At 69.8% G+C, this 25,453-nt stretch carries 33 protein-coding genes; 7 read left to right on the top strand and 26 right to left on the bottom strand.

Annotated elements, in window-relative coordinates; translation table 11 throughout:
• The first annotated feature begins 103 nt into the window (after positions 1-103).
• Positions 104-2,095, top strand: coding sequence for an RICIN domain-containing protein (locus AOK08_RS19000; protein ID WP_055527289.1), 1,992 nt, complete (start codon positions 104-106; stop codon positions 2,093-2,095).
• 45 nt (positions 2,096-2,140) lie between these two features.
• On the opposite strand, the gene AOK08_RS18995 is transcribed toward AOK08_RS19000, so the two are convergent.
• Positions 2,141-2,383 (bottom strand): DUF2277 domain-containing protein, encoded by a 243-nt coding sequence (locus AOK08_RS18995; RefSeq protein ID WP_055527287.1) that lies wholly within the window; start codon positions 2,381-2,383, stop codon positions 2,141-2,143.
• 167 nt (positions 2,384-2,550) lie between these two features.
• On the opposite strand from AOK08_RS18995, the gene AOK08_RS18990 reads away from it, so the two are divergent.
• Together AOK08_RS18990 and AOK08_RS18985 are read left to right on the top strand one after the other, a co-directional pair.
• Positions 2,551-3,510, top strand: a complete 960-nt coding sequence (locus AOK08_RS18990) for a ketopantoate reductase family protein (RefSeq protein WP_055527274.1) — start codon at positions 2,551-2,553, stop codon at positions 3,508-3,510.
• A gap of 110 nt (positions 3,511-3,620) precedes the next feature.
• Positions 3,621-3,971: a hypothetical protein gene (locus AOK08_RS18985; protein WP_055527270.1), complete on the top strand. Its 351-nt coding sequence runs from the start codon at positions 3,621-3,623 to the stop codon at positions 3,969-3,971.
• Between the two features lie 24 nt (positions 3,972-3,995).
• Here the strand turns inward: AOK08_RS18985 and AOK08_RS18980 are convergent, their stop codons facing one another.
• Together AOK08_RS18980 and AOK08_RS18975 are read right to left on the bottom strand one after the other, a co-directional pair.
• The gene (locus AOK08_RS18980) at positions 3,996-5,684 is read right to left on the bottom strand and encodes a serine/threonine-protein kinase (RefSeq protein ID WP_055527267.1); all 1,689 of its coding nucleotides are present in this window, start codon (positions 5,682-5,684) and stop codon (positions 3,996-3,998) included.
• A gap of 458 nt (positions 5,685-6,142) precedes the next feature.
• On the bottom strand, positions 6,143-6,478 hold the full coding sequence (locus AOK08_RS18975) for a hypothetical protein (RefSeq protein WP_157876722.1): 336 nt from the start codon (positions 6,476-6,478) through the stop codon (positions 6,143-6,145).
• A 169-nt stretch (positions 6,479-6,647) separates the two neighbouring features.
• On the opposite strand from AOK08_RS18975, the gene AOK08_RS18970 reads away from it, so the two are divergent.
• Positions 6,648-6,854: a hypothetical protein gene (locus tag AOK08_RS18970; RefSeq protein WP_055527261.1), complete on the top strand. Its 207-nt coding sequence runs from the start codon at positions 6,648-6,650 to the stop codon at positions 6,852-6,854.
• A gap of 149 nt (positions 6,855-7,003) precedes the next feature.
• On the opposite strand, the gene AOK08_RS18965 is transcribed toward AOK08_RS18970, so the two are convergent.
• The 3 genes from AOK08_RS18965 to AOK08_RS18955 are packed head-to-tail and all read right to left on the bottom strand — an operon-like array spanning position 7,004 to position 7,682.
• Entirely contained in the window at positions 7,004-7,219 is a 216-nt protein-coding gene (locus AOK08_RS18965) for a hypothetical protein (protein WP_055527259.1), read from the bottom strand.
• Positions 7,216-7,410, bottom strand: coding sequence for a hypothetical protein (locus tag AOK08_RS18960; RefSeq protein WP_055527257.1), 195 nt, complete (start codon positions 7,408-7,410; stop codon positions 7,216-7,218). Before AOK08_RS18960 ends, AOK08_RS18965 begins: the two co-directional genes overlap by 4 nt.
• Entirely contained in the window at positions 7,407-7,682 is a 276-nt protein-coding gene (locus AOK08_RS18955; RefSeq protein WP_241827002.1) for a hypothetical protein, read from the bottom strand. The genes AOK08_RS18960 and AOK08_RS18955 overlap by 4 nt, the downstream gene beginning before the upstream one ends.
• 273 nt (positions 7,683-7,955) lie before the next feature.
• Here AOK08_RS18955 and AOK08_RS43320 point away from each other — a divergent pair, with 273 nt between their 5' ends.
• The 3 genes from AOK08_RS43320 to AOK08_RS18945 are packed head-to-tail and all read left to right on the top strand — an operon-like array spanning position 7,956 to position 9,590.
• Complete coding sequence (locus AOK08_RS43320) at positions 7,956-8,216, top strand: hypothetical protein (protein ID WP_079054123.1); 261 nt, start codon at positions 7,956-7,958, stop codon at positions 8,214-8,216.
• Positions 8,188-8,715: a DUF6879 family protein gene (locus AOK08_RS18950; protein WP_055527247.1), complete on the top strand. Its 528-nt coding sequence runs from the start codon at positions 8,188-8,190 to the stop codon at positions 8,713-8,715. Before AOK08_RS43320 ends, AOK08_RS18950 begins: the two co-directional genes overlap by 29 nt.
• A 23-nt stretch (positions 8,716-8,738) precedes the next feature.
• Positions 8,739-9,590 (top strand): helix-turn-helix domain-containing protein, encoded by an 852-nt coding sequence (locus AOK08_RS18945; RefSeq protein ID WP_055527245.1) that lies wholly within the window; start codon positions 8,739-8,741, stop codon positions 9,588-9,590.
• Between the two features lie 50 nt (positions 9,591-9,640).
• Here the strand turns inward: AOK08_RS18945 and AOK08_RS18940 are convergent, their stop codons facing one another.
• From AOK08_RS18940 to AOK08_RS18845, 20 genes are all read right to left on the bottom strand, one after another.
• Positions 9,641-9,901 carry a hypothetical protein gene (locus AOK08_RS18940; RefSeq protein WP_055527242.1) on the bottom strand — a complete coding sequence of 87 codons (261 nt, stop codon included), beginning with the start codon at positions 9,899-9,901 and terminating at the stop codon, positions 9,641-9,643.
• Positions 9,898-10,083, bottom strand: coding sequence for a hypothetical protein (locus AOK08_RS18935; protein WP_055527238.1), 186 nt, complete (start codon positions 10,081-10,083; stop codon positions 9,898-9,900). Before AOK08_RS18935 ends, AOK08_RS18940 begins: the two co-directional genes overlap by 4 nt.
• A 2-nt stretch (positions 10,084-10,085) precedes the next feature.
• Positions 10,086-11,030 carry a hypothetical protein gene (locus AOK08_RS47410; protein ID WP_241827001.1) on the bottom strand — a complete coding sequence of 315 codons (945 nt, stop codon included), beginning with the start codon at positions 11,028-11,030 and terminating at the stop codon, positions 10,086-10,088.
• Positions 11,031-11,094: 64 nt separating this feature from the next.
• Positions 11,095-11,313 (bottom strand): hypothetical protein, encoded by a 219-nt coding sequence (locus tag AOK08_RS18925; RefSeq protein WP_055527236.1) that lies wholly within the window; start codon positions 11,311-11,313, stop codon positions 11,095-11,097.
• A complete protein-coding gene (locus AOK08_RS18920) occupies positions 11,310-12,050 on the bottom strand; it encodes a hypothetical protein (RefSeq protein ID WP_055527232.1) in 741 nt (246 codons plus the stop codon). Before AOK08_RS18920 ends, AOK08_RS18925 begins: the two co-directional genes overlap by 4 nt.
• On the bottom strand, positions 12,050-13,126 hold the full coding sequence (locus AOK08_RS18915) for a hypothetical protein (RefSeq protein WP_055527230.1): 1,077 nt from the start codon (positions 13,124-13,126) through the stop codon (positions 12,050-12,052). The genes AOK08_RS18920 and AOK08_RS18915 overlap by 1 nt, the downstream gene beginning before the upstream one ends.
• The gene (locus AOK08_RS18910; protein ID WP_055527228.1) at positions 13,123-14,151 is read right to left on the bottom strand and encodes a hypothetical protein; all 1,029 of its coding nucleotides are present in this window, start codon (positions 14,149-14,151) and stop codon (positions 13,123-13,125) included. The genes AOK08_RS18915 and AOK08_RS18910 overlap by 4 nt, the downstream gene beginning before the upstream one ends.
• A 10-nt stretch (positions 14,152-14,161) precedes the next feature.
• Positions 14,162-15,031 (bottom strand): phage tail family protein, encoded by an 870-nt coding sequence (locus tag AOK08_RS18905; protein WP_055527225.1) that lies wholly within the window; start codon positions 15,029-15,031, stop codon positions 14,162-14,164.
• A 13-nt stretch (positions 15,032-15,044) separates the two neighbouring features.
• Positions 15,045-19,091: a phage tail tape measure protein gene (locus tag AOK08_RS18900; RefSeq protein WP_055527223.1), complete on the bottom strand. Its 4,047-nt coding sequence runs from the start codon at positions 19,089-19,091 to the stop codon at positions 15,045-15,047.
• Positions 19,092-19,116: 25 nt separating this feature from the next.
• Positions 19,117-19,383: a hypothetical protein gene (locus AOK08_RS18895; protein WP_055527302.1), complete on the bottom strand. Its 267-nt coding sequence runs from the start codon at positions 19,381-19,383 to the stop codon at positions 19,117-19,119.
• Positions 19,384-19,421: 38 nt separating this feature from the next.
• Positions 19,422-19,946 (bottom strand): hypothetical protein, encoded by a 525-nt coding sequence (locus AOK08_RS18890; RefSeq protein ID WP_055527221.1) that lies wholly within the window; start codon positions 19,944-19,946, stop codon positions 19,422-19,424.
• Positions 19,946-20,425, bottom strand: a complete 480-nt coding sequence (locus tag AOK08_RS18885; RefSeq protein ID WP_055527219.1) for a phage tail tube protein — start codon at positions 20,423-20,425, stop codon at positions 19,946-19,948. Before AOK08_RS18885 ends, AOK08_RS18890 begins: the two co-directional genes overlap by 1 nt.
• Before the next feature lie 74 nt (positions 20,426-20,499).
• Positions 20,500-20,832 carry a hypothetical protein gene (locus AOK08_RS18880; RefSeq protein ID WP_055527216.1) on the bottom strand — a complete coding sequence of 111 codons (333 nt, stop codon included), beginning with the start codon at positions 20,830-20,832 and terminating at the stop codon, positions 20,500-20,502.
• Between the two features lie 19 nt (positions 20,833-20,851).
• Entirely contained in the window at positions 20,852-21,265 is a 414-nt protein-coding gene (locus AOK08_RS18875; protein ID WP_055527214.1) for a hypothetical protein, read from the bottom strand.
• A 4-nt stretch (positions 21,266-21,269) separates the two neighbouring features.
• Complete coding sequence (locus tag AOK08_RS18870; protein WP_055527211.1) at positions 21,270-21,671, bottom strand: hypothetical protein; 402 nt, start codon at positions 21,669-21,671, stop codon at positions 21,270-21,272.
• Positions 21,668-22,078 (bottom strand): DUF6093 family protein, encoded by a 411-nt coding sequence (locus AOK08_RS18865; protein WP_241827000.1) that lies wholly within the window; start codon positions 22,076-22,078, stop codon positions 21,668-21,670. The genes AOK08_RS18870 and AOK08_RS18865 overlap by 4 nt, the downstream gene beginning before the upstream one ends.
• Positions 22,075-22,434: a hypothetical protein gene (locus AOK08_RS18860; RefSeq protein WP_055527202.1), complete on the bottom strand. Its 360-nt coding sequence runs from the start codon at positions 22,432-22,434 to the stop codon at positions 22,075-22,077. Before AOK08_RS18860 ends, AOK08_RS18865 begins: the two co-directional genes overlap by 4 nt.
• Positions 22,435-22,449: 15 nt before the next feature.
• Positions 22,450-23,643: an SU10 major capsid protein gene (locus tag AOK08_RS18855; RefSeq protein ID WP_055527200.1), complete on the bottom strand. Its 1,194-nt coding sequence runs from the start codon at positions 23,641-23,643 to the stop codon at positions 22,450-22,452.
• A gap of 47 nt (positions 23,644-23,690) precedes the next feature.
• Positions 23,691-24,353 carry a hypothetical protein gene (locus AOK08_RS18850; protein ID WP_055527198.1) on the bottom strand — a complete coding sequence of 221 codons (663 nt, stop codon included), beginning with the start codon at positions 24,351-24,353 and terminating at the stop codon, positions 23,691-23,693.
• A gap of 47 nt (positions 24,354-24,400) precedes the next feature.
• The gene (locus tag AOK08_RS18845) at positions 24,401-25,453 is read right to left on the bottom strand and encodes a VG15 protein (protein ID WP_241826999.1); all 1,053 of its coding nucleotides are present in this window, start codon (positions 25,451-25,453) and stop codon (positions 24,401-24,403) included.

Below are 25,453 nucleotides of genomic sequence, written 5' to 3'. Positions count from 1 at the left end.
CTAATTTTCAGCGCGCCCCCCTCGTTCGGATCGCCGATCGCAGTTCGAAATATCGAACAAAGAATTCCGGGAATCGCAACGCCGCGCCCCGGAAAGGAGCCGCATGTATCCCCCGCCGCGCTCATCCCTTCTCACCCGCACAGTGATCCGCGCCCTCGCCCTGGCGACCGCGGCGACCGCAGCCCTCCTCTTCGCCCAGCCGCAGGCTGAAGAAGGAGGAAGAGCGACCACCCTCGACACCGCCCCCGTGGCCGCCTCCACCCGCCAGATCCCGGTCCCCGCCGCCCCCATGGGCTGGGCCTCCTGGAACAGTTTCGCGGCGGTGATCGACAACAACGTGATCAAGAACCAGGTCGATGCGCTCGTAGCCTCCGGGCTGCCGCAGGCCGGCTACAACTACGTCAACATCGACGAGGGCTGGTGGCAGGGCACCCGGGACGGTGCCGGGAACATCACGGTCGACGAGTCCGAGTGGCCCGGCGGTATGAAGGCCATCGCCGACTACATCCACAGCAAGGGCCTCAAGGCCGGCATCTACACCGACGCGGGCAAGGACGGCTGCGGCTTCTACTTCCCGACCGGCCGCCCCGCCGCCCCGGGCAGCGGCAGCGAGGGCCACTACGCGCAGGACATGCTCCAGTTCTCCCAATGGGGCTTCGACTTCGTCAAGGTCGACTGGTGCGGCGGCGACAAGGAGGGCCTCGACCCGAAGACGACGTACCAGGCCATCAGCAACGCCATCGCGACCGCCACGGCCACGACCGGCCGCCCGATGACCCTGTCGCTGTGCAACTGGGGCCGCATGAACCCGTGGAACTGGGCGCCGGGACAGGGGGCGATGTGGCGGACCAACGACGACATCATCCTGTTCGGCAACAAGCCGTCCATGACCAACCTGCTGACCAACTACGACCGGAACGTGCACCCCACCGCCCAGCACACCGGCTACTACAACGACCCGGACATGCTGATGATCGGCATGGACGGCTTCACCGCCGCCCAGAACCGCACCCACATGGCCCTGTGGGCCATCTCCGGCGCACCGCTCCTCGCGGGCAACAACCTCGCCACGATGACGACCGAGACGGCGGACATCCTCAAGAACCCCGAGGTCGTCGCCGTCGACCAGGACCCGCGCGGCCTCCAGGGCGCAAAGGTCGCCGAGGACACCACGGGCGCACAGGTGTACGGGAAGGTGCTGTCCGGCACCGGCAAGCGTGCCGTCGTACTCCTCAACCGCACCTCCTCCGCCCAGAACATCACCGTCCGCTGGGCCGACCTCGGTCTGACGAACGCGTCAGCGACCGTCCGTGACCTGTGGAGCCGCCAGAACGTCGGCTCGTTCGCCACCGGCTACACCACGAGCGTCCCGGCCGGCGGCTCGGTCCTGCTCACGGTCACCGGCGGTACTGAGGCCCCGAGCAGCGCGTACGAGCCCGGCCCCGGCACGAGCTACACCGGCGTGAGCGCGGCGAACACGGGTATCGCGGTCGCCGACTTCACGTACACCAACAACACGAGCGCGGCCCGTACGGCGACCCTGAAGGTCAACGGCCAGACGGCGACCACGGTGTCCTTCCCGCCGACCGGCCCGACCCCGGGCACGATCTCCGTCCAGGTCGCCCTGGCCAAGGGTGCCGCCAACACGCTCACCGTCACGAACGGCCCGGCCCTGGGCACACTGACCGTCGAGCCGGTCCCGGGCACGAACGGCAGCCTGGTCACCGGCAAGCAGTCCGGCCGCTGCCTGGACCTCTTCGACAGCACGATCACCAACGGCACCCAGGCCGAGCTGTGGGACTGCAACGGCGGCTCCAACCAGTCCTGGACGTACACCTCCCGCAAGGAACTCGTGGTGTACGGCAACAAGTGCCTGGACGCCTGGAACAGCGGCACGACCAACGGTACGAAGGTCACCATCTGGGACTGCCACGGCGGCAACAACCAGAAGTGGAACGTCAACGCCGACGGCACGATCACCAACGTCAACGCGGGCCTCTGCCTGGACGCGCTGAACGCGGCCACGGCCAACGGCACGAAGATGATCCTGTGGACCTGCGGCACGGGCGACAACCAGAAGTGGACCGTCGGCTAGCCCCACGGCCACCACTCGGCCCCGCAGCCCGGCCCGCGTCCAGGACTAGGACGCGTGCCGGGCTGCTGCCGTACCACCCCCGCCGCGCACCTCAAGGCCGTCCAGCAGTTCGGCCGTGGCCGACGCGATGACATCGACGGCGTGTTCGAAAACCTCGCGGTTGTGGGCGGCCGGCGCCCGGAAGCCGGAGACCTTGCGGACGTACTGGAGCGCGGCGGCCCTGATCTCGTCCTCGGTGGCCTCTTCGGGGATTACGGGTGGGCGAAGGGTCTTGATGCTGCGGCACATGACTCCAGTCTCGCGCGTACGGGGTGATCCGCGCCGCTCGCATGCCGAATGCCCAATACCGAATGCCGAATGCCGAAAGGCACGTGCCCCGCGCCCGTCCCGGCTGCGATCATGCTCCGCGAAGCGGCCACCTGTCAGGGGCCGACCGAGGAGAGGTTCGAACAGACATGCCGACGAATACAGCGACGGGCACACCCGCAGACCTACGCCAGGACCCGCTCACCATTGCCGTACTGGGCCCCGGCGGCGTCGGCGGCCTCCTCGCCGCCCTGCTCTCCCGCGCCGGCCACCGCGTGCTCTGCCTGGCCGGTGACGACACCGCGCGGACGCTCCGCGAGGGCGGAATCCGCGTCCGCAGCGCCCAGTTCGGCGAGTTCACGGCGACGGTGGACGCGGCACCCGAGCTGCCGGAGGCATCCGGCCCCGCCGAAGCCGTCGACGCGGTCCTTGTCACCGTCAAGCACACGAACCTCGACGCGGCCCTGGAGCGTCTCCCGGCGAAGTCGCTGGGCGACGACGCCCTGGTCGTACCGTTCCTGAACGGCGTCGAACACCCGGCCGCACTGCGCGCCCGCTACGGCGCCGACCGCGTCGCCCCGGCCGTGATCCGCGTCGAGTCGACCCGTACGGCACCCGGCGTGATCGAACACGCGAGCCCCTTCGTGGAGATCGACCTGGCCGGCGACCCGGTCCCGCGCGAGCGTCTCGACGCACTCGCCGCCGCCTTCACGGCCGCCGGACCGGCCACCCGCGTACTGCCGGACGAGGCGGCGGCGCTGTGGGCGAAGATGTCGTTCCTCGCCCCCTTCGCCCTGCTGACCACCCTGTACGGCCTCCCGCTGGGCGAGGTCCGCACCCGCCACCGCGACGAGCTGACCGCCCTGGTCGAGGAGACGGCGGCGGTGAGCCTGGCCTGCGGCGGCCCGGCGGATCCCGCCCAGGCCCTGGCCCGCTACGACACCTTCCCCCCGGCCATGCGGTCGTCGATGCAGCGCGACGCCGAGGCGGGCCGCCCGCTGGAGCTGGACGCGATCGGCGGAGCCCTGCTGCGGGCGGCCGAACGGCACGGCGTGGAGGTGCCGGTGGCCGCACGGGTGGTGCGGGAGCTGGCGGCCCGGGGCCGCTGACCGTGCGCTGTGGCCCGGCCGTCGGGGCCGGGCCACCCGTTCGTGTGAAGCGGAAGAGGAAGTACCGGAAGAACTCGCATCATAAAATCGAACAGGCGTACCATTACCGCGTGGCGACGACCTATGACTTCCCGAGTGACCTCCTGGCCGGCCAGGAGGAGCTGCATCAGGTCCGGGCCGAGCTGTCCGCACTGCTGAAGCGGCTCCCCTGGTCGGTCGAGCCGCTGGACGGATTCAGTGACACCGGCGGCTGGCGCAAGGTGGAGCGCCCCGCGTCACCTGGCTGGACGGCCGACGAACAGGCCGAGGTGGAGAAACTGCGCCGACGGGAACACGAGCTGGCTGTGTTCGTGAGCGGTCACCGCTACTGGGCCGAGGTCACCGGACCGGACCGGGTGGACGCGCGTACGCGGCTCAAACACGCGCACGGAGAAAGCGACAAGGACACAGACGAAGCCTGAAGCCCGCGCGTCCGGGGCCCGGCCTCAGGAAGTGGACGTGGGCGTGATGCGGAATCCTTCCCGCACTCGGTCGAAGACCGGCCGGAAGGTGTCCCACTGTTCATCGGGCGCCGAGAGGTAGATGTCGTACTCCCGGCCGCCCTCCTGGCCGAAGCCGAGCTCGATGCCGTGGAAGACCCGCGCCCGGCCCTTGAAGGTGAACTCCCAGATGGCGGCCTTCTGGCCCTGGTACGTCGTCCGCTGCATGTACAGCCTGCGGTACTTGTCCCCGGGGTAGTTGTCCTTCGTGTTCGTCTCGATCTGCGTGAGGTGGGTGAAGGGATCGCCCGCAGGGTCCACGATGCCGATCTCGATTCCGGCCAGCTTGGTCTCGTCGACGTAGCTGGCCGCGCCGGACGTCCGCTTGCTCAGTGTCCAGCCGTCCGGCACCGGGAAGGCGACGCCGAGCTTCCCCTCCGTGACCAGGTGGTAGCCCTCGGGGACCGGCGCGGGCGTGAACGTCGAGGTGGGGCTCGTCTCCGAGCCGGTGCTCTGGGTGCCCTTGCCCGACGAGTTCGCGTAATAGACGCTGCCCGCCGTCCCCCCGGCGATCAGTATCACCGCGACCGCGCTCCAGAGGAGCGTACGGGCGCCCTGCCCGGCTCGGGACTCCGGACGGCTTCCGCGCCTGCCTCCGGGCTGCGGAGGGACCGGGGGGACCGCCGTTTCGGCTGCGAGCCCCCGCCGGGTGCTGCCGGTGTCACCGGTCCTCTTCCGATGGCCGCCGGTTTCACCGGTACCTCTCCGGCTGCTGCCGGTGTCACCAGTGCTCCTCCGGCTGCTGCCGGTGTCGCCGGCATCCTGGAAACGCTCCGGTATCGACAGCGGAACGGACGCCGTCCACGAGCGGGGCTCGGTGTCCTCGGACACCGACCGCAGCATGAACTCCGTCTCCTGCGCCGAGGGCCGGTCGGCCGGGTCCTTGGCGAGCAGTGCCGCGATCAACTGCTCCAGGGGACCGGCCTGCTTCATCGGATCCGGCGGGGAGGTGACGATGGCGTACGCCGTCTCCATCGGTGTGAGCCTGCGGAACGGCGGCTGCCCCTCCACCGCCTGGTAGAGGGTCGCGCCGAGCGCCCAGAGGTCGGAGGCGGGGCCGGGGGTCCCGCCCTGGATGCGCTCGGGGGCCATGTAGTCGATGGAGCCGACTATCTCGCCGGTCTTGGTCAGGGTGCTGGTGCCGGTCGCGGTGGCGATGCCGAAGTCGGTGAGGACGACCCGGCCGCCCTCGGTCAGCAGGACGTTGCCCGGCTTGACGTCACGGTGGAGTACGCCGGCCTCGTGGGCGGCCTTGAGCGCGCCGACCATGCCCCGGCCGACGCGGGCGGCCTCCTCGGGGGAAACGGTTCCGCCGCTCTTGATCAGGGCGCCGAGGGTGGTGGAGGGCACGTACTCCATGACGATGCACGGCAGCCCGTCGTCCTCGACGACGTCATGGACGACGACCACGTTCGGATGGGCGATCCGGGCCGCGCTCTGCGCCTCACGGCGGGTGCGCTCGTACATCACGTCGAGTTCGGCGTCGGCGTGCCGCAGGTCCTCGTGCAGGCGCTTGAGCGCCACGCTGCGGTTGAGCATCTCGTCGGCGGCCAGCCAGACCGTGCCCATGCCACCGCGGCCGATCTGCTCGGTAAGCCGGTACCGCCCGGCGATGAGCCGTCCCTCGTCCGACACGTCCGACCTCTCTGATCCCACCGGTACGGGCACTCACGATATCCGGCATGAACACGGGGGTGATCCGAACGTCGCGCACACCACACCCCCGGCGAGGAAGTGGGGGAAATGGCCGCGATGTGGACCCGGTCATGGAAACGGCCCCCTGCCCGATCATGGGCGGGAGGCCGAACCACGTGCTCACCTGCGATCGTTCCTGGTGGGCGCGGACGGTTTCGAACCGCCGACATCCGCCTTGTAAGACGAGAGGCTTTACTCTGGCCCACTCCGGGTGGCTCCAGTCACTCCGGAGTGGGCTGGTCAGTAGGGGTGCCAGCTCCGGTCCACCCCAGCTAATCCGGCCCACTTCGGGACCTCCGCTCACGCAGCGCTCACGCAATCGTGGGGTCCCGGACCGGCCCTGAACTGGGCTGATCCATTGTCTCGCAGACGGTTCGGGGCACGCAATGGCCAAGGAGTCAGTCGTCGAAGACGCCTGCCCCTTGCAGATCCCGCAGGAGTCTCAGAGAGTTCGCGCCTTGCAAGTCGACCGTGACGGTGACCTGCCAGCCTTCACCCTCCACTGCTGTCGGCTCCAGCTTGAAGGCGTGGTTGGCGGTGACGAGCGTCGCTGTCAGAGCACCGATCTGATGCAGGTCGATGGTCCCGCTCTGGAGCTGCGCGGTACCGGAGAGGTTGATGCTGGAACCCATGGTGACCTCCTTGAGGCGGCCCCGAGTGGGGTCAGTGTGCGCCTCGCCGCAGCGGTCCGCACGTGGAGCGGCCCGCTGCTGGCCCGAAGGGATATCGATCATGGCATCCCTCCACGCCACCGGGCCTCGCTCTGCCAGCCTGATCGGGTGTCACTCACAGAGGAGCCCACCATGTCTTCGTGCCCCCGCTTGGACGGCCAGTTGGCCAACCCATCCAAGGGTGGTGGCTGGGGTGTCAGGTGACCTTGAGCAAGACCCGGAAATCATCCGAGTGGTTCGCCCCGGCGACTTCGACAAGGCGCTGGAGGCGGCCAAAGGTGCCTGGGCTCTCAACTACGGCGTACTGCTGAGGACCGTGCTCGTGCGTGACAGCCTCGAAGAGGACAGCCTCGTCGAACGGTACGAGGTTGTCGTGCTGGAGCGGCCTCCACTTGTCGAAGGCGAATCGGAGGACGACACCTGGAAGGTCGAGTGGTAGCCGAGTGAAAGCTCTGGTCGGACGTCTGGACGTGTGAGTCGCACGTCCAGCTCGCGGCAGACATGGAGCGGCCCCGGCCGGGAGACGCGCTCCGGCCGGGGCCTGGTCCCGCCCGCCCTCAGGTGTTCACGGGGTGCGGGGCGGGCGGTTCAGGGCTGGGTGTCCTTCTCCCGGTGGGCCCATATGCGGGTCATGATGCGCAGGGCGTCCGGGTCGATCCGGTCGACGAGGTCGGCATGCTCACGGTGCGCCCAGATGCTGCGGCCGGGCCCGGAGTTGCCGTGCTCGTAGGCGACCTCGACCGCGTCCTCGGGGTCCAGGATCAGACCGTCGCAGTGGCGGCACACATGCAGGGTCGCGGTCATGACCAGCTGTTGCCGGACGTGTCGGCGGGAGAGTGGCGCCCGTTGTAACTGTCGAGGTGACGGCCGCTGTGGTGCGGCGGACGGGTGCAGCGGCCGGCCCCGGCCGGATTGCCCAGCCAGCAGTAGCCGGCCGCGCGCCCGGCCTCCAGCGACTTCCGTGCGTCCTCCGGCGGCGCCTGCTGCCCGGTCATCGGTACCTCCGGGCGATCTGGTTCAGGGTGCGGCCCGTGTCGCAGCGCAGGCCGTCCGTGGCGCACTGCCCGCATCCGGGCGCGTGCTTGTGCAGGGCTTTTAGGGCGGCGGCCTGGACGTCGCGGCGGCAGGCTCGGGGGAACCACCGCAGGGGCTGTCCGCCGCGCTGCGTGGTGCGTTCGCCGAGGTCGACGGCTGTCTCCGTGTTCAGGGTCTCGCCGCCCCAGATGCAGGCGGTACCGCGGATCTGCCGCTCGGACAGTCCGCTCAAAGGTGGTAGCGGGAGCACTTCCTGCTCTTCAGCGGTTGATGGTGAGGCTGTAACTTGCCTCATGTCGACGCTCCTTCACGGTGTCGGCCGCATCCCGGGGCCGTTCGCGCGGTCGCCGGGATTTCTCATGTCTGCCGACGCTAGGAGCGCGTACACCGCCACCGCCAGGAATGTGCACGGATGTACACGTGACTTATTTGCCGTCTTGACCAGCTAAGGACTGTGCAAGACGGTGGTGTACATCTCTGAACACAAAACGTGCAGGAGGCGGTCATGGCCCTACAGTTCATCGGGATCGACCCGACCACGGGCACAGGTGAAAGCCCCACGGTGTGGGTCGACGACAGCACGAACGAACTGGTCATCCAAGGCTGGAAGCCAGGCCCTGAGCTCGAAGAAGAGTGCGCTGTTTTCGAAGTTCCCGGGCATGCGGCAGGGATCCCCGAGCATGAGGCAGTTGTCCGTATCCCGGCCCGCATGGTGCCGATCTTGAGGAAGGCGTGCGATGCCGCAGAACGTGCCCAGCTTCGATGAACTCCTGGACGGAGCCCAGCACTCCGCCGTGCACCTGGAAATGCGCGACTCTTACGGAGTTGCCGGTGAGGCCGACGACTTCGCCCGCTGGAAGAGCACCGGGGAGCGCGACACCGACCCCCACTCGCCCTACTGGGGTCCGTGGGTAGCGCTCATCCACCGCACGGTCGCCCGCGGCGTGACCGTGCGCCGCGCCCGTATCGTCTCCGAGCCGGTGAGCGACTACATCCGATACGAGCACGCGAGCACCGTCGTGAACGTGGAGGCTGGCGAACAGGTGAGGTGGCTGCCGCGCCGTCAGGCCAGCGACATCGCGCTGCCGGGCAACGACTTCTGGCTGATCGATGGCCGCCTGATCCGGTGGAACCACTTCACCGGTGAAGGCGCCTCTGGTGGCGGCGAGATCAGCGAGGAACCCGCTGCGGCCAAGCTGTGCGCCGACGCCTTCGAGGCGGTGTGGGAACGCGCCGTTCCCCACGACAAGTACAAGATCAGCTAACGCGAAAGTGACCAGGCCATCTCATGCCCCTCTCCCCGTCCTCGTCGGCACAGGCCGCCCGCGAAGCCGTCGCCGGGCGTCTAAAAGAACTACGTGCCGACGCGGGGATCACTGGGCCTGAGCTGGCTGGGCGCTGCGGCTGGTCCCACCCGAAGACGTACCGGATCGAGGGCGCCCGCACCCCGCCCTCGGCCGACGACATCCGCCGCTGGTGCGAAGCGTGTGGCGCCACCGGCCAAGCCGACGACATCATCGCCCAGTCCCGCAACGCCGAATCCATGTACATGGAGTGGCGGAGGAAGGTCCGCACCGGGCTGAAGCAGTTGCAGAACAGCTACGTCCCCCTGTTCAAGTCGACGCAGCTGTTCCGGATCTACTCGCCGACCCTCGTCCCCGGTCTGCTGCAGACCGAGGGGTACGCGGCCGGCCTGCTGTCGTCGATCGCCGAGTTCCGGGAGATCCCCGACGATGTCGCCGAGGCTGTGGCCGCCCGGCTGGAACGCTCTCGGGTCCTGCACGAGCCGGGCCACCGGTTCTCAATGGTCATCGAGGAGCCGGTGCTCTACTACCAGTTGGGCGACGCGGACGCCATGGCTGCCCAACTCGGCTACCTGCTGACCGCGGGGGCCCTGCCAGCGGTATCGCTGGGTGTCATCCCGAGTGCGACCCCACGACGGCGGATGTGGCCGCAGGAGTTGTTCCACGTATACGACGAGGCGCTCGTCTCGGTCGAGCTGCTGTCGGCGCGGGTGCAGGTAACTCAGCCGTCGGAGATCGCCATGTACGTGAAGGCGTTCGAGCAGATGCGCAGCATGGCCGTGTACGGGCCGGAAGCGAGAGCCCTGATCGTGAAGGCCATCGACGCCCTGAACTGACCCTGGACGCACGAAAGCGGCCCCGCCCTCCGAAGAGAGCGGGGCCGCAGTCATCTGGCGAACAGGGCGACAGCGCCCGTCGCGGCGCCGGCGAGTCCGGCGAGGACACCGATCGTGGGCATCGGCCAGCGGGCGCGTTCCAGGGTGCGGATCCTGAGCTCATGGTCTTGGACATCCGAGCGGATGTCCTTCGCCTCGTCGATGAAGCCGTCCACCTTGGACTCGATGCGGCCGACCGTCTGAGCCAGGTCCCTCACCTCCTGATACATCTGAGCAGTGGAGATGTACACCCCGGGGTCCGGGGTGCTCACGCCTTGCCCTGCGGGTCTCTGTTGGGCACCGCCCAGGTGAAGCCGAGTGCGGCGAGGACAGCCGCCACGGCGGTCAGTCCTTCCTGGGTGGTGATGGTGCTGTCGGCCAGGGCGGTGGCGAGCGAGGCTGCGCCCGCGGCCAGTCCGGACGTGACTGCCTTCGCGTACTTCGACACCTTCATGGTCAGTTCCCTTCGGTGAGTGCGTCGCCGAGCCGGTCCAGCGCGGCGTTGGCGCCTGCCTCGGCGGCGGCCTGGACCTGTTCGGCGGTGATCCCGCCCGCGTTGCCCACCACAGCGGCGAGCGCGGTCACCGCGCCCTGCAACGCACCGATCTGCGCGGTGGTCGCGGCATACTTCGCGTCGCCGTAGCGCAGGAACGTCCCTGCCGTCCGCGCCGGGTTCGTGCCCTCAGCTGCGGTCGGCGAGTCGAGCAGGTACGCCCAGTTCTCCTTCGCCGACGCCTTGGCGATCTTGCTGATTTCCGCATCGGTCAGCGGCACGTCGTCCTCCTCGGTGGTGCCCTTGGCCAGGGCGAGCAGTCGGTTGAAATCCAGGGCGCCGGGGTCGCCGTGGTCGTTCTCCGGGACATGCATGTGGCCGCACACGCCAGCGAACGCGTTCCACTCGGCGAACGTGAACCGCGAGTCCGTCGCCCCGTATGAACTCGGGTATGCGGGCCACGCCTTCGGGCCCGCCAGCGGTACGCCGTGCTGCGCGTTCATCCACCGCAGGAACACCACCAGCTCGGCGAGCGCCCAGTCCGGGGCCTCCGGCCAGAAGATGTGCGGCTTGGTGCCCCACTCGCGGTGCGTGACGGGATCACACGTGCCGACCAGCTCGACCTGGCAGACGTTCAGGGTGTTCGTCGCCACGCCACCCGGCTTGTTCACCAGCGCCCGCGACGACGTCTCAATGTCGAAATGCTGGAACCAGCGCAGCTTCTTCGCCGCCAGATCAGGGACCGCCGTCAGGTTCGGCGCCGACCCGCCACCCCCGTAGTCGGGCAGCGCGCGACCCTCCGTGGTGTGCAGGACAACGACGTTCACCTCCATCGCGTCGCCACCGAACGTGTCCTGATACCAGGCGGCCAGGCTCGCGCCTGGATACCGCTGAGGTCCGGTCTTCACGAGCCCTCCAGAGCATGAGAAAACCCCGGCTTGCTGGCTCCGGGGCGGAATGGGTCGAGATGGGTCAGGAGAACTCTGGCTGCGGGTCGAGCAGGGCCGCGGAGACGAGCGTCATGTGCTGTCCGCACAGGCCGCACTCGATGACGACAATGCCGCCGTTGGAGTAGCAGGGGTTCACCGTGAACTCCTGACCGTTGTTGGCGCAGGCCTCGTTGTCGTCGCGGGCGACGACGGAGTACCACAGCGCGGGCTCGAAGACAGGTGCGGGGGCGGGCGTGCTCACAGGCCGATCACCATCCAGTTCACGAAGGTTTGCGTGGTGTTGGTGCGGGTGGCCCACACGGTCAGGCCCGACGAGGTGACCGAGGTGGCGCTCGTGCCGGTGACCTGTGATCCGGGGCTGGTGGTGGTGGCCACGGCGTAGCCGAGGAATGTGGTGCCCTTGACGCTGAGGCCGGTGACGGCCACCGAGGTGGGGGTGTTCGCGGCGGACGGTGTGATGGCGGCCTGGCCGAAGGCGAAACTTCCCGCGGTCAGGATTCCGGTGACGTCGAGGCCGCACTCGCCGCCGTTCTCGCTCTGCAGGTAGGCGTAGGGCGTCTGGCCCAGGAAGACCGATTCCAGCCTGAGCAGGGCCTGGTGGTCGGTTGCGGCGACCGCGCCTGAGGTCAGGGTGAGGTCGGAGTACTGGTATGCGTCGCTGTCGTAGTAGACGCGGCCCGGCACCTGGACGAGGCCGTTCTCAACGGGCCGGAACGCGAGTTCTCCGGAGCCGAGGTAGGACGAGATGTTGAGGGGGCTCTGCAGGCCGCGGGTCCACAGGCCACCCGCGCCGCTGTCGTCGGGGGCGAGCTCGGCCAGCAGGACCGTGCCGTCCGCCGAGTACAGGCGGATGTTGCTCGCCGTCGCCGACCCGAGACGGCGGGCGGCCCTCAGCTCCTTCACCTCCCGTTCCAGGGTGACGAGGCGGCGGGCGAGGCTGGTTGCGTCGGCGGGCAGCTGGTCGAGCTGTCGGGGCATCAGCTCTCCTCCACAAGGATCGGCCGGACGCGGTCGGCGCCGGCGTCCAGTTCCCAGGACCAGCAGCGGGCCGTCATGTCGGCGCCGGCGGGGTGGCGGGGCGAGGTCTCGACGGCCAGGTGGATGCTGTCGCCCAGCCCCCAGTCCTGGCCCAGGCGCGGGGCTCGGGAAGCGACCGCCTCGACGGACCACACCTGGGCTCCCTGCGCCATCAGCGCCAGGGACCGGGCGGCGTGCGCCTCCAACTGGTCGGGGTCCGTCACGCCCGTCGCGGGGGTGAACCGGTATTCCCAGCGCGGCCAGCCGTTCGCGATCAGCACGGTCGCCACGTGCGGCGACGAGGTGAGACGCGAGATTCCCTCGCCCTCGCCGCGCGCGACGACGACGGTGGCGCCCTTGCCCGCCTCGTAGGACTCGGCGAGCGTGTAGGCGGCGACGCAGCCCGGGAAGTCGAATGTGCACGAGGTCGCCGTGTGCAGGCCGACCGAGGGCCGGACCCGCAGGGGGAATTCGAAGCCGTTGTGGGCGGCGTTCCAGGTGACGTCGATGGTCCACTCGGGGCCGCCGTCCATGCCCATGAGTTCCTGGAGGCAGGACAGGATCGTTTTGTCGTCGCCGTCCTGGGTCAGGTAGTCCAGCGTCACCCCGGTGGCGGGGGCGTCGATGACCAGCGGCGGGCCGTCGGTAAGCGCGGGGGTGACGAGCGCGGTGACGACGGCGGCCTGGTCGGCTCCGATGAGGGTCTGGGTGCCGGGGTAGCGGCCGTCCAAATACCGTTCCAGGGTGGCGGCGCCGAGCTGCACGCTCTGGCCGCTGCCTCCTTCCCTCGACACGACGGCGCCGGCCCACAGCGGGGTGTCGGTGGCGGTGTCGACGGCGACCAGCAGCGTGGCACCCGGGGCGGTAGCCTCCGCCCACCCCCTCGGGGCACCGGGCAGGGTGAGGGTCGCTTGCAGGGTGGTGAGGTCGCCGAGCCTGCGGGACAGGGCTCCGGACGGGGTGAGGGCGGGCAGGTCCTCGATGATCCCGCCGGTCTGTAGATCGCAGCCGAACCAGGCCAGGGTGACGGCGCTCATCCGGCGATCGGCTCCACGATGAGCTGTCCGTCGGACACGCGGGTCACCGAGCCGATCGTGCCGGCTGCGGACACCTGGTAGACCGGCGTGATCGTGAGGGAGGCGCCCGGAGTCAGCCCGGACAGGACGTACACCCGGCTCGCGTACGTGCGGGCTCCGATCGTGGTCACCGAGTTCTTCTCGGAGGCGCCCATGGTGGACGCGCCGGTGGCCCGCCACGATGCCCATGCCGTCGCGCTGCCGGAGACGGTGTTCGCGACGGCCGCGCCGATCGTCACCCGCACCTGTCCCGAGGGCGGCACAGTCACCGTCACGGGCGGCCACTGACCGGCGGTGAAGTCGACGAAACTACCCGTCGTGAACGAGCCCGGCATGCTGATCTGGTCGGACGCAGACACGGCCAGGGGTGACACGGTCTGCCACGCGGTGCCGTTCCAGCGGCGCAGGTTGCTGCCGTCGTCGTAGTACTGGCCGGTGTACGGGCTGGACGGGGCCGTAGTGGCGGGCAGGATGCCGCCCGGTGCAACGGTCGCCGGGCGTACAGCGGTCGACACGGAGGCGGTGCCGCCGTTCGACACGGACAGCACGGTGATCGTGGCGAGCGGCATGTAGATCTGGGTGCCCGCCGGAGTCGGCGCGACGGGCGATCCGGACGGGGTGCCGGCCAGGTAGACGATGTCCGCCTTGTTGAGGCCGGAGGCGTCGACCGCGTTGTCCCACACCCGCAGATACACCAGGTCGATGCGGTTGAGGGTGGCGTGCGCGGCGGTGTAGGTGCCGGGAGACACCGAGGAGGGGAACGCCACCCGGTAGATGCCTTGCCCGGCGTAGGCGACGGCAGCCACGCCCGCGCTGCAGTTGATGGTTGTACCGGCCAGGGTGACGGTCAGGCCCGGGTCGCCGGGGCGCACCCCGGACCGGGAGCCGAGCGCGGTCCCGTTGCCCATCACGAGCATGCTGTCCGCGTTGCGGGCCTCCAGCCCGGAGAACGTCAGGGTGTCGATGGCCCACGGGTCTACCGGCATACCGGCCTCCTCACATCCATGCCGAGCGCCAAGAGGCGGTCAGCATCGCGGTCGCGTTGTAGGTGCCGGACTGGAACTGGTAGCTGACGGACGAGCCAGCGGGGATGACGGGCCAGCCCCCGGCAACGGTCATGAACCGGCGCCTCGACACCCCGCCGCTCAGCAGGACGGTCCGCGCGTCGGTGTCGATGGTCAGGACGTCCCCGGTGACCAGGTCCAGGGAGTAGATGAGCTGGCGCACGGTGCCGTCCGGGTACAGGGCGGCGATGACAGGGGCGACGACCGGGCCGGTGATGGTGAGGACCGGCCGGGTGTCCACGGTCCCGGAGTTCACGGCGTTGATGAGTCCGGCCACGGTCGCCGCCGAGAAGGTGAGGGGGAACGCGGCGGGGAAGGCGAGGCCGCCGGTGGTGGACGGCAGCGCGGTCGTGCCGGTGGACAGGGTGGTGCTGTACCGGCGCGGATCCTGCGCGGTCACCATCACCGAGTACGTCGCCGTGGTGTCGGTGACGTACTGCATGAGCGGCTTCCCGCTGCGGCGCACCGTGGCCTGCTTCGCCACCGTCTCCCACACCGTCAGCACGGTGTCGGTGAGGGCGGCAGCTGCACGCAGCCGCTCCATCGCCGCCTCCAGGAGGTCCTGCGACGGGGCGACGATGGTGCCGGCCAGGGTGATGGGGCGTGAGCCGAGGTAGACCGGGGACGCCCAGGCGCCGTGGTCGGCCTCGCGGTCGGTGAACTCCGCGCGGACCTCGGGGCTGTCCCAGCCGTCCAGGCTCTGGAGGAACCAGGCGGTGCCGTCGGAGTCGACGGCACCCAGGTTCACGCTGCCCAGGCTCGCCCTGAGGCCGTCCAGGGCGGCGCCCGGCGTGTACGGCATACCGAACCCCTTTTCAGCTGGTGAAGGCGATGATTCGGCCGATGTCGTGGGCCTGCTCGGCCGTCGACTGCTTGGCCCCGTACAGGTTCACGGTGATCTGCCGGGACACCTCCCGGGCGACGGCCGCCGAGGAGACGCCGCCGCCTCCGTACCGTCCGGCGGGCACCATCTGGTAGCCCATGGCGGCGGCGGTCTTGGCGAGCAGCGCCCTGGAGCGGGCGCTGCCGTTCCACGGGATCCACGACTCGGGCACGCGGGCCTCGCCGCCCAGGACCATGGTGGGCCGGTTGAGGATGCCGCCGGCCGCCATCGCCTTGCCGCCCTGCGCGACCCACTGCCGGACGAACGTCGCCTTGTTCGCCTCCGGCAGGCCGCCGATCTGCTTGGTCATCTTCGGGACCAGAGCCTTGATCGTCGCCGTGTCCAGCCCGGCGGCGATCAGGTCGGCATACCCGCGCCCCGGACCGCCCCGGAGGGTGGACAGCAGCACCAGCGAGTTCGCGAGGTCCTCGCCGGTGAGCGTCGACTGCGCCTTGCCGACCTGGGCGTTGGCCGCCGCAGCCGCCTTGCTGTTGCCCACGGCCTCGGAGGCGAGGGCCATCGCGGAGGCGTCACCCTGCGCGGCGAGGGCCTGGGCGAGGTCCCCGAACCCGGCCGCCGCCAGCTTCTGGAGGTCGGCGGCGAACTTCTGGCTCTCCTTCGTCGAGCTGCCGAGCTGGCTGGTGAAGTCCTTCAAGGTCGCCTTGGCGAAGTCACCGGTCTTCTCCAGCTTGGCCACGATGGACTTGAACTGCTTGTCGGACGCCCCGGCGAGGGCGTTGACGAGTGCGTAGCCGTCCTCGCCCATGCCCTCCAGTAGCTGCTGGAGTTCCTTGCCGCCCCGCTGCCCGATCTTCGACAGGTTCTTGCGCCACGTCTCCGTCGCCGCGACGCTCTCGTTCAACTGGGTTTCGTAGGCTTTCAGGTTGAACCCGCGGGGTGCCTTCGCGCCCTTCTTCAGGCCCAGTTCGGCGTCGGCGGCGTAGACGTCGGCGCGCTCCTGGCGGACCTTGGCGTCGGCCGTGCCCTTCGCCTTGCGGGCGTCGGCCACCCTGTCCTGCGCGGCTTCCAGCTGCCGTTTCGTCGGCTTCGACTTGCGGACCCGCGCGAGGTTCCGCTCGGCGTCCTTGAGGGCGTCGGTCTTCTTCCTGGCGTCGGCCAACGCTTTGGTGAGGTCGGCCCAAGCCTTCTTGAGGTCCTCGATCTCCTGGTCGTAGCGCGACTTGGCGTCCGACGGCCCACCGAGGACCGGCCTGCCCGTCGGCGCGTACGTGAAGCCGGGGATACCGCCGTCGGCGAACCACTGCACGCTGCCGCCGAGCCGCTTCACCGTCTCGGCGGCGATCTGCCGCGACCTCGGCCGCTTGTTGGAGGCGAGCGGGATGTACGCCTCGTCCCCAGCCTCGTCCTCCGCCCACACCCGCCAGGAGCCCTTGCGCGCGATCTGCGCGACGTGGTTCTCCCGCACCCCGCCGTCCGCGTAGAAGGACAGGATCGATCCGTCGGCCTGCGCCCCGTAGTCGCGGTGCGCGGGAGCAACCTTGCTCTTGGTCCCCCTCGTGTAGAACGTCGTGGTCACGGCCACAGACTTGTCCTGCAGGGCACGGATCGCGGCGGCCAGGGCATCGACGGCTGTCTTCTGGGCACCGGTGGGCACGGTGATGGTGACCTTCTTGCCCTTGGTGGTTTTGATCTTGAAGCCGAGGTCCTCCAGGGCGGTGCGCGCTTCCTTGGTCAGCGCGGACATCGTGAACGACCTGCCCTTGGTCGAGGCGACCTTCGCCTTCACCGCCTCCAGGTCCTTCATGGCCTGCGTGGTCTTCGCTTCGACCTTCGTGGGCACCACCGGAGGCAGCCGAAGGTAGGCACCTGTGAGCCGGTCGATCGCGTCCTTGGAGAAGCCCAGCGCGGACATCTGCTCCTTGAGCAGCCGGATGTCCTTCGTCAGGACCTTCTGGCCCGCCTCCTGGCTGCCCTTCTGCTCGGCCACCGCGTTGGCGTTCTCCATCGCCGCTTTGGCCGCGTCCAGGAAGGCGCCTTTGACGGCCTGCCCCTTCTCCGTGGTCACGTCGAGGCTGTGGCCGTTGTCCTTCACTGCATCGGACAGAGACTTCAGGGACTGACGGAAGGAGATCTCGGACTCGGCCGCCGAGATGGCCCCGCCGTTCAGGTTCTTCAGCGCGTCCGAGAGCTTCTCCGCCTCGGTCCGCTGGTCCTGCAGCTCGTCGGCGGTCATGCTGGCTTCCTTCGCCAGCTTGGCCTGGGACTCGGCGGTCAGCTTGGACTGGGTGTCGGTCCCGACCAGGGCCTCGTTGTACTTCGGCAGCAGGGTGCGCAGCTTCTCCGTGCTGGTGCCCTGCGCTTCGGCTTCCGCGGCCATCCGGCCGAAGGCATCGCCTGCCACGTCGGGACTACCGGAGTCCACCAGCGCGGCGAGCGCCTCGTCGAGGGCCTCGACCCTCTTGGTCGCCTTGTCGAGGCCCGGACCGCCCTTGTCGGTGCCCGGGTCGAACGACCCGAAAAAGTCCTCGACCCGGTCCATGCCGCCCGGGTGCGCGATGCGCTTGACGGCCTCACCGAATCCGTCGAGGTTGTCGCCGAACAGGCGCGTCAGCTCGCCTGCGGCTTTCCCCTTCTGGGCCAGGTCGACGAGGCTGTTGGCCATCTTCGTGGCGTTCGGCGGGGTCGCCTCGAACTGCTGGGCAATCTTGTCGATGCTCCAGCTCACCGCGGTGAGACCGATCACCACGTTACCGAGCCGCCCCAGGGCCATCATCGCTGCGCGGGTGCGGGCGGCCGTGATGCCCATGCTGACCAGTGCCGCCCGGGTCGCCGCGATGCGCGGCAGCAGAAGCAGCAGCCCGGCTCCAAGGAGGGTCACCACCCCGCCGACCCCGGTGAACAGGGTGACGGCGTGCTGGAGCTCCGGTGACAGGCCGTTGTACAGGTTGATGAGACGGGTGACCCACTGCGTCATGTCGCGCAGGGCACCGTTCGCCGACGAGCCGCCTTCGATGAGCGCGACCTCGAACGCGCCGCGCAGCCGCTCCAGGTCGCCGATCAGGTTGTCGGTCTGGACGGCGGCCATGCGGCCCGCCGCGCCCTGGTCGTTGACGGACTTGACGTACTCGTTGATGCCCTCCGAGCCCAGCTCGTAGAGGATCGTCGCCGACCGGACGGCATCCGCACCGAAGATGGTCGCCATGGCCGAGTTCCTGGCTTCGGGCGTCAGCTTCGAGAACGACGTCTTCATCCGGCCGGCCAGCTCGGACAACCCGACGAATTTGCCAGACGCGTCGTAGGCGGAGAAGCCGATGGCGTCCATCGTGCCCTTGGCCTCTTTGGACTGCGGCACCAGCCGCTGCAGCATGACCTTGAGGCTGGTACCTGCGTCCGAGCCGATCAGGGCGTGGTCGGCGAACGCCGCCAGGGTGCCGACGGTGTCCTCGATGGACAGGCCGGTCTGGTGGGCCAGCAGGCCGCCCATACGGAGCGACATGGCCAGGCCGTGCACGTCCGCCGCGCTCTTGTTGGCGCCGGCCGCGAGCAGGTCGGCGATGTGGGTGACGTCCTTGCCCGCCAGGCCGAAGGTGTTCATCGCCTGCGCGGAGACGACGGCGGCCTCGGTGAGGTCGACCTGCCCGGAAGCGGCCAGCGCCAACGACCCCTTCAGGGCGCCGCCGATGATGTCGGCGGTCGTGACGCCGGCGCGCGCGAGCTCGGCCTCCGCGCGGGCTGCTTCCGTCGCCGTGAAGCTGGTGGTCTTCCCGGCCTCCAGCGCGGCGGCCCGGAGCTTGCCCATGTCCGCTGCCGACGCGCTCGTCACCGCGCGGACGTTGCTCAGTTCTTTGTCGAACTTGGCCGCCGCGGCGGCGGCGACCGCGAACGCCGCGACCATCGCCGTGCCGGCCTTCGCCCCGATTCCGGCCATGCGGGACGTGTTGTCGGCGGCACGCCGCATGCTGCGGGTGTACTGGTTGACGTCCGCGACCAGGCGGACGTTGACGGTACGGGTGGCCACAGCTCACCCCCGTCACGTCAGGGCGCTACGGGCGCCGTTCGATGTGGACGTGCAGCCCCTCGGACTTGCCGCCCTTGTCCTGGTAGGCCTTCACGGCCGTCGCTGACGCCGTGCAGGCGTGGCAGCGGATCAGCTCAGCCCGGTAGCTGAACTCGTTCGCCGCATCGGTGGCCTCGCCCCACGGCTGCCTGCACTCCGGGCAGGCGTCCGCCTCAACCTCCAGCAGGGCGAACGCCCATGCCCGGTCCTCGGCCAGCCACAACGGCTCGCCCGGCCCGACGGTGCGCCCCATGAACACGGAGCGGGGCACGCCCCAGGCGCGGGCGGCTTCTACTTCTCGCCGCCAACGGCCGCCAGGAGTGCGGAGGCGGCCAGCGAGAAAGGGGACGCGTCGGCTGCCGCGTCGTTGTTGACCTCCCACGCGGCATCGAACAGGCGCTTCTGCTCGCCCTTGTTGACGATCTCGAACAGGGCGTTGGCCTGCTCGGGGGTCATCTTCGGGTCGACGCACGAGGCGACAATCAGCGCCTTCGGGAACGTCCGGTCGTCGAACAGCTCGTTGGCGTTGTCCGACGGGTGCGCGGCCAGGAGGTCGCTGTAGGCCTGGTCGCCGATGAACCGCAGGACGAACGGCTCCTCGGCGGCCTTGGCCGCCGTCTGCGCGATGCGCAGCTGGGCGGCGATCGTGCGCGCGGGGTGCTCGTCCGCGATGCTGGAGGGCTCCCACTCCTGCGACACCTGCGCCAGCTCGTCCGCGAGGCGTTCCGCCTCGCTGGCCAGGTCGCCCCGGACGCACACACGGACGGTGCGTTCCCGGGGCTTCGCGGCCTTGAGGATGTCCTCGATGTTCGGCATCAGGCGACCGTCGCGGCGGTCGCCGGCGGGTTGGTGACCTTCATCGGAGAGGTGAACTTCATGACCTCGTTCGCCGCGGGAGCGTTGTTCTGCGGCTCGCCGCAGGTGATCGGGTAGACCTCGGCCTTCTGCCCGGCCGTCCAGGCGGTGGCGTAGGCGACGCCGCGGCGGATGGCGAGGTAGCCGCTGACGCCGTACTTGAGCGTCGTGTAGGGCAGGTCCTCCGGGCCGGTGGTGCCGCGCTTGAACGTCGTCTCGGTGTCGAAGCCCACGCGGCCCACGGTCTTGGTGTCGAAGGTCGACGCCAGGCTGGACGTGTCGACGTCCGCCGTGGACGGGTCGATCTTCAGGCCGTCGGGGGTGATGCGGGTCGTGAAGTCCTGGCCCGCCGTCAGCTCGGCCGCGGTCGGCGCGTTGATGTTGGCGATGCTGGCAACCCAGCTCACCTTGGTCATTCCGTCGTTGATCAGGTCGGACATGAACCCTCCTCAGGGCATGAAAAAAGCCCCGGGCAGGCGGGGCGGGCGGGGCGGACGGGACAGGCCGGGCGAGGTCAGATGACGAGGCTGGCGACGGTGACGCTGGTCGTCGACGAGTAGGTGACCGACGCGCTCACCCCGTCGACCGCGGAGGCGAACAGGTCCGCCGTGATGGGGCCGATCATCTTGTCGCCGGTCGTCGCCGGGACGGTCACGACGACGTCGGCGGCGGCCTGGCCGCGGACCTTAGCGGTCGCCGTGAGCGTGACCGTCATGCTGGAGCCGTTGGTGTTCTTGACGTGCAGGAAGCTGCGTTCGCCGCACGTCACCGTGGTGGACGCGGCAGCAGCCGAGTAGGTCGGGGTCAGGCCGCTCAGTGCGACGACCTGCTGGGCGAGAAGCGCCATGAGGGACTCTCCTGTCGGGTCAGGCGGGGGTCGAGCAGATCCGGTACTGGACCGGCACGAAATAGACGGGCGGGGCGACGTCGTCGTCCCGCTGGACGGGCGGCCCGCCGAGGTCCTCGGCCGGCCAGCAGGACCGGCCGACGACCGTGAGGGGCACGGCGAGGGCCAGGCGGACGCGGGAGGCCACCCACAGGGCGCGCTCGACGTCACTGCCCACGCAGGTGACCTGCATGGTCGAGTCGAAGTGCGTGCGGTCGTCGGCGAGCGACGCCCGTACCGCCATACCCGGGTCCGGGTACAGCACGCAGAACTTGTCCGGCGGCGTCCAGCCTTCGCCGGTGGGGGCGCCGCCCACGTAGACCGTCAGGTCGACGGCCTCCAGGGCGGCCTGGACGGCGTCCATGTGCGGCAGGACATCCGGTGGTGTGGCCATCGAGTCACCACCAGGCCAGGCCGCGCGCGGCAAGCAGTTCCATCTGGGCCAGGAACTGGGGCATCTCGGTGGCCAGTGCCCGGCCGCCGTCGTTGTGGGGCGGGTTGTGCACCGACCCGTACTCCAGGATGGCGCCCAGCGGGCCCTGGATCCCGGCCTTGTCCGGGCCGATCGTGGCCATGAACAGGTCGCGGCCGTAGGCGGCGATGTCGAAGCCCACGGTGCGCGGGTAGTGCTTGGCGTGCTTCCCGCTGGTGGCCCGGGCGTTGGCCCGCCAGTTGTTCTTGACGTTGAGGGCGCCGCGCGTGGTGACCGCGCGGGCGTCCTTACGGACCCGGGGGATGCTGCGCGCCAGGTGGCGTTCCAGGCGTCGCACGTCGCGCATGTCGAAGCGTCCCGCCGTCATGACCTGTCCTCCGTACTGATCCGCCAGGCTGTCGCCTGGTCGTGGAACTGGGCTGCGACGACCCACAGGACCAGACCCGTCATGCGGGCATCGGGCGAGACCAGGACCTCGATGCGGGTACCGGGCAGTACGCGGGTGCCGCCGGGCAGGACCGTGGCCCAGGGCAGCGACACCTCGTACTCCCGGAGCAGCACCTCGCGTTCGCCGGCGGAGGTGTCCTCGCCGCCGCTCTGCCCGATGGGCTTGACCCGCCCCTTGCCCTCGTACAGCGTCGTCTTCGCCCCGGGCACCGTGGTGCCGGTGGTCCGGTTGAAGACGTCATCTGCCTGGGTGTAGAGGCGGACGGTGTCCCGCATCCGGGACTCGGCCGCCGTCCTGCCGGCGGCGAGGACGCCGTCGACGTTCACGACTCCTCGACAGGTGCGCCAGGGACGATGCTGAACGCCGACTTCTTCGGAGGCCGCAGCTCGTCGGCCTCGTCGTCGGACAGGTACACCTCGCCCCGCGAGCGGGACGAGTCGATGGTGTACGAGTAGTCGTCCAGCGACTCCTGCCGTTTCCCGTTCGGGTTGTCCAGCTTCCGCAGCACCATGGCGCAACAGACCTTGGTGGAGATGTCCGTGGGTGCGGTCGCGTACTGCGGGAACGGCTTCAGGATGAGCGCGGTCGCGTCGGTCAGCCAGGCGGTGGCCTGACGCTCCTCCGTTGCCGTCAGGTCACGGCCGAGCCGCTCGACCAGATCCGCGAGGGTTGCCAGTGCCACCGTCCGTCTCCCCGTCTACAGGCTGGCGAGGAAGCCGGTGCCCAGGCCGTGCTTGCGCTCGTTGCCGTACTTCAGGCCGACCTCGCCGTAGAGCTGGGTGCGCTCCTTGGCGCCGGTCTTGGCGAGCGGCTCGGCGAAGAAGTGACCCTTGCCGGGCGTCTCCAGGTAGACCGGCATGCACTCTTCGAGCGACGCCACCATGATCTTGTGCTTGGGCATGTGCCGGTCGAGCATGATGTTCAGCACGCCGAAGTCGGTCTGGATCGTCTGCAGGTTGACGCCGCCGACGGAACGGCTGGTCTCCTGGTACTTGCCGTAGGCGTTCGCGTAGGCGTCGGTGACGCCCCGCTTCGAGGTCGAGCCGACGACCAGCGTCGCGGTCTCCGACTCCATGATCCCGCCGTTGTCGAAGACCGTCTGCAGCAGACCGTCGATGGCACTCTTGCTGACTGCGGCGAGCTTCGTGACGTTGGCGGTGCCGTCGCCGCCCGTCAGGTCGATGGCCGCACCGCCCTTGGTCGCGGCCAGCTTGAAGGTGTTCGTGGTCACCGTCACCACGTAGTACGGGGTGTCCGCGCTGACACCGGTCAGGGTGACGATGGTGTCCAGGGTGACCTGGTCGCCGGCCACCAGGCCGTGAGCAGAGAGCGTGAACGCGTCCGTGCTGATCGCGCCGGCCGCGGAGCCGAGCGCCGAGCCGAAGCTCTGCACGTTGGTGGTGATCGCCTGGATCATGCCGCGCGTCCTGCGGACCGTCGTGTTGTCGGACGGCTTCTGGTAGAGGCCGTTCACGAAGGACCACTCGACGTCGCGGACCATCTGCTTCAGCATCTGCTCCGTCTGCCAGTCCAGCTCGTTGCGGACCGGGTTGGTCGCCTCGATGTTCAGACCGGAGTGCGCGCCGACCGCGGCGAGCTTGGTGTAGGAGACGCCGACAGTCTCGTGGTGGATCTGCGTGATGTTGTCGACCGACCCGCGCACCCGCTCCTGGTCCGTGGGCGCGTCCTGCCCCTCAAGGGCGGTGTTCTGGCCTGCGTTGCGCAGGTCGAAGGTCTGCCACTCGAACTCCTTCGCGGTGCTCTGGCCGCCGCCGGTCAGGCCGCCGATCGCGGAGAAGAACGGGGTGTCGTCGGGGGTGAGCTGGTGGAGGATGCCGGTGTAGTTGGGCAGGTTGTACGTCGTGCCCAGGGCAGTGATGCTCCCAGCCATGGGGGCTCCTTAGGGTGCGGGGCGCGGCGTCCTGCCTGCCCGGATGATCAGTTCTTGACGTTGGCGAGCTTGGCGTTTTCCAGGGACAGCACCGTTCGCCAGTCGCCCTTGGCCTTCGCCGCAGCGATCTGGTCCTCGACGCCGCCCGCAGTGCCGCCGGGGCGCGGCCCCTGAGACGGGTCCGGGCGCGGTGTGAGCGGACCGGACGGCGCCCAGTGCGGTTTCTGGGTCAGGAGGTTGTCCAGCGCGGCCGTGATGGCGGCCCGGTCGACCGTGCCGTCCGCCGTGACGAAGGTGCCGCTCTGGAGGGCGGTCACCGCGTCCTGAGGGTCCTGGAAGCGGCCCGCAGCGAGGGCCTCGACCTGAGAGCTGACCGCGAGCCGGGTGGCCTGCTCCGCGCGCTCGGTGGCCGCCTTCAGGGCGTCCGCCTGCTTCTCCGCTTCGGTCTTGTCGCGGTCCTCGAACTCCTTGAGGCGGGCCGCCTGGTCCTTCTCCCGCTGCTCAGCTTCCTTGGCCCGCTTCTTCCACTCGGTGAGGGCCTTCTCTCCCTCCGGGCCGAGCGCCGGGTCACCGTCACCCGCCGGAGGTGCGCCCGGGGCGGGCGCCGGCGGCGTTGCGGGTACCGCAGGGGCGGGGGGTGCTGCCGGGGCCGGTCCGGGGGTCGGCGGGTTGCCCGCCGGGTCGGTGGCCGGCGCTGGAGGTGTGCTCATTGCTGCTCCCGTTGCAGGAGGTGGTGACCGTCGGCGTTGCGCCGGGGTCAGGTCAGGTAGCCGAAGCGCCGCAGCATGGCGAGCGCCTCGTCCCGGCTCTGCGCGAGCCGGTAGATCTCTTCGGGCATCAGGCGTGGCGTCAGCAGCCGGAAGTTCGCGGCCGTCGTCTGCCCGGCCGCGACCGCGCGTGCTCGTTCCTGCCGGTAGAAGGCGCCGCGCCGGGTCGTGCCCTCGGTGGTCGCCTGCACGCGGCGGCCGTAGGCGGTCATCGTCGACATGCCGCGCCGGGCGTTGACGACCTGTGCCATGTCCGCTCCCTCCCGGATCGCCTGCGCGCCGGCCTGGGTGAAGACGCGGTCCTGCTCGGCGCGGGACAGGCCGTTGAAGTAGGCGCGCGGGCTGATGAACCCGCGCTCCGCGCTGCCCGGCCGCGTCGTCGGCGAGAAGCTGTCGCCGCGCAGGCCGCCCCGGTGCTGGTTGCGGGCGATCAGCGTCGTCGGCAGATGGATGCAGTCACACCGGGGATGCCGCTGGAAGCCCTTGTTCCAGCCCCACTCGGTGCCCGCCAGGATCACGCACCGTCCGCAGGCGGGCGGCTGCACCACACGCACGTAGCCCTGAATGGTCCGGCGGCCGGCCATGGCCACGCTGGTCGCCCCGCGCCCGGCATCCGCAACCTGTGTGGAGGTGATCCGCAGGGCGCTTGCCAGGGACCCGCGGAACGCATCGTCGGGGGACTGCCCGGCGAGCATCCGCACCTTCCAGTCGATGACCGGCTGGTACAGCAGCGACAGCAGCGGGCGCCCGTCGGAGGCGATCCCCGCGAACGCGGACGGCACGACCCTCCCAGCGGCGGCAGGGTCGGCGTCCTCGGCGGCCAGGACCGCGTCCAGGTACGGATCGGCGAGCCGTGCGGCCTCGGTCTGCGCCTCGGTCACCGCGGCCACCAGCAGCGGCGACAACTGGGCCCACGAACCACTGATGTCCCGCTGGCTGATCTGCCCCCACACCGCCTGAACCCGGTTCACCGCACGCCGTACCAGGAACTGCTGATGCCTGTACTGCTCCAGGGCGACGGCCCGCGTCATCGTGTCGACCAC

The sequence above is a fragment of the Streptomyces graminilatus genome (assembly GCF_001418565.1).
GTDB lineage: Bacteria > Actinomycetota > Actinomycetes > Streptomycetales > Streptomycetaceae > Streptomyces > Streptomyces graminilatus.
This window is presented reverse-complemented; position numbering and strand designations above follow the sequence as displayed.

What these genes read in the sequence shown, in the direction of transcription:
- AOK08_RS19000 (WP_055527289.1), top strand. Translation starts at nt 104, where the DNA reads ATGTATCCCCCGCCGCGCTCATCCCTTCTCACCCGCACAGTGATCCGC.
- AOK08_RS18995 (WP_055527287.1), bottom strand. Translation starts at nt 2,383, where the DNA reads ATGTGCCGCAGCATCAAGACCCTTCGCCCACCCGTAATCCCCGAAGAG.
- AOK08_RS18990 (WP_055527274.1), top strand. Translation starts at nt 2,551, where the DNA reads ATGCCGACGAATACAGCGACGGGCACACCCGCAGACCTACGCCAGGAC.
- AOK08_RS18975 (WP_157876722.1), bottom strand. Translation starts at nt 6,478, where the DNA reads ATGATCGATATCCCTTCGGGCCAGCAGCGGGCCGCTCCACGTGCGGAC.
- AOK08_RS18965 (WP_055527259.1), bottom strand. Translation starts at nt 7,219, where the DNA reads ATGACCGCGACCCTGCATGTGTGCCGCCACTGCGACGGTCTGATCCTG.
- AOK08_RS18960 (WP_055527257.1), bottom strand. Translation starts at nt 7,410, where the DNA reads ATGACCGGGCAGCAGGCGCCGCCGGAGGACGCACGGAAGTCGCTGGAG.
- AOK08_RS43320 (WP_079054123.1), top strand. Translation starts at nt 7,956, where the DNA reads ATGGCCCTACAGTTCATCGGGATCGACCCGACCACGGGCACAGGTGAA.
- AOK08_RS18950 (WP_055527247.1), top strand. Translation starts at nt 8,188, where the DNA reads ATGCCGCAGAACGTGCCCAGCTTCGATGAACTCCTGGACGGAGCCCAG.
- AOK08_RS18945 (WP_055527245.1), top strand. Translation starts at nt 8,739, where the DNA reads ATGCCCCTCTCCCCGTCCTCGTCGGCACAGGCCGCCCGCGAAGCCGTC.
- AOK08_RS18935 (WP_055527238.1), bottom strand. Translation starts at nt 10,083, where the DNA reads ATGAAGGTGTCGAAGTACGCGAAGGCAGTCACGTCCGGACTGGCCGCG.
- AOK08_RS18920 (WP_055527232.1), bottom strand. Translation starts at nt 12,050, where the DNA reads ATGCCCCGACAGCTCGACCAGCTGCCCGCCGACGCAACCAGCCTCGCC.
- AOK08_RS18915 (WP_055527230.1), bottom strand. Translation starts at nt 13,126, where the DNA reads ATGAGCGCCGTCACCCTGGCCTGGTTCGGCTGCGATCTACAGACCGGC.
- AOK08_RS18910 (WP_055527228.1), bottom strand. Translation starts at nt 14,151, where the DNA reads ATGCCGGTAGACCCGTGGGCCATCGACACCCTGACGTTCTCCGGGCTG.
- AOK08_RS18905 (WP_055527225.1), bottom strand. Translation starts at nt 15,031, where the DNA reads ATGCCGTACACGCCGGGCGCCGCCCTGGACGGCCTCAGGGCGAGCCTG.
- AOK08_RS18895 (WP_055527302.1), bottom strand. Translation starts at nt 19,383, where the DNA reads ATGGGGCGCACCGTCGGGCCGGGCGAGCCGTTGTGGCTGGCCGAGGAC.
- AOK08_RS18890 (WP_055527221.1), bottom strand. Translation starts at nt 19,946, where the DNA reads ATGCCGAACATCGAGGACATCCTCAAGGCCGCGAAGCCCCGGGAACGC.
- AOK08_RS18885 (WP_055527219.1), bottom strand. Translation starts at nt 20,425, where the DNA reads ATGTCCGACCTGATCAACGACGGAATGACCAAGGTGAGCTGGGTTGCC.
- AOK08_RS18880 (WP_055527216.1), bottom strand. Translation starts at nt 20,832, where the DNA reads ATGGCGCTTCTCGCCCAGCAGGTCGTCGCACTGAGCGGCCTGACCCCG.
- AOK08_RS18875 (WP_055527214.1), bottom strand. Translation starts at nt 21,265, where the DNA reads ATGGCCACACCACCGGATGTCCTGCCGCACATGGACGCCGTCCAGGCC.
- AOK08_RS18870 (WP_055527211.1), bottom strand. Translation starts at nt 21,671, where the DNA reads ATGACGGCGGGACGCTTCGACATGCGCGACGTGCGACGCCTGGAACGC.
- AOK08_RS18855 (WP_055527200.1), bottom strand. Translation starts at nt 23,643, where the DNA reads ATGGCTGGGAGCATCACTGCCCTGGGCACGACGTACAACCTGCCCAAC.
- AOK08_RS18850 (WP_055527198.1), bottom strand. Translation starts at nt 24,353, where the DNA reads ATGAGCACACCTCCAGCGCCGGCCACCGACCCGGCGGGCAACCCGCCG.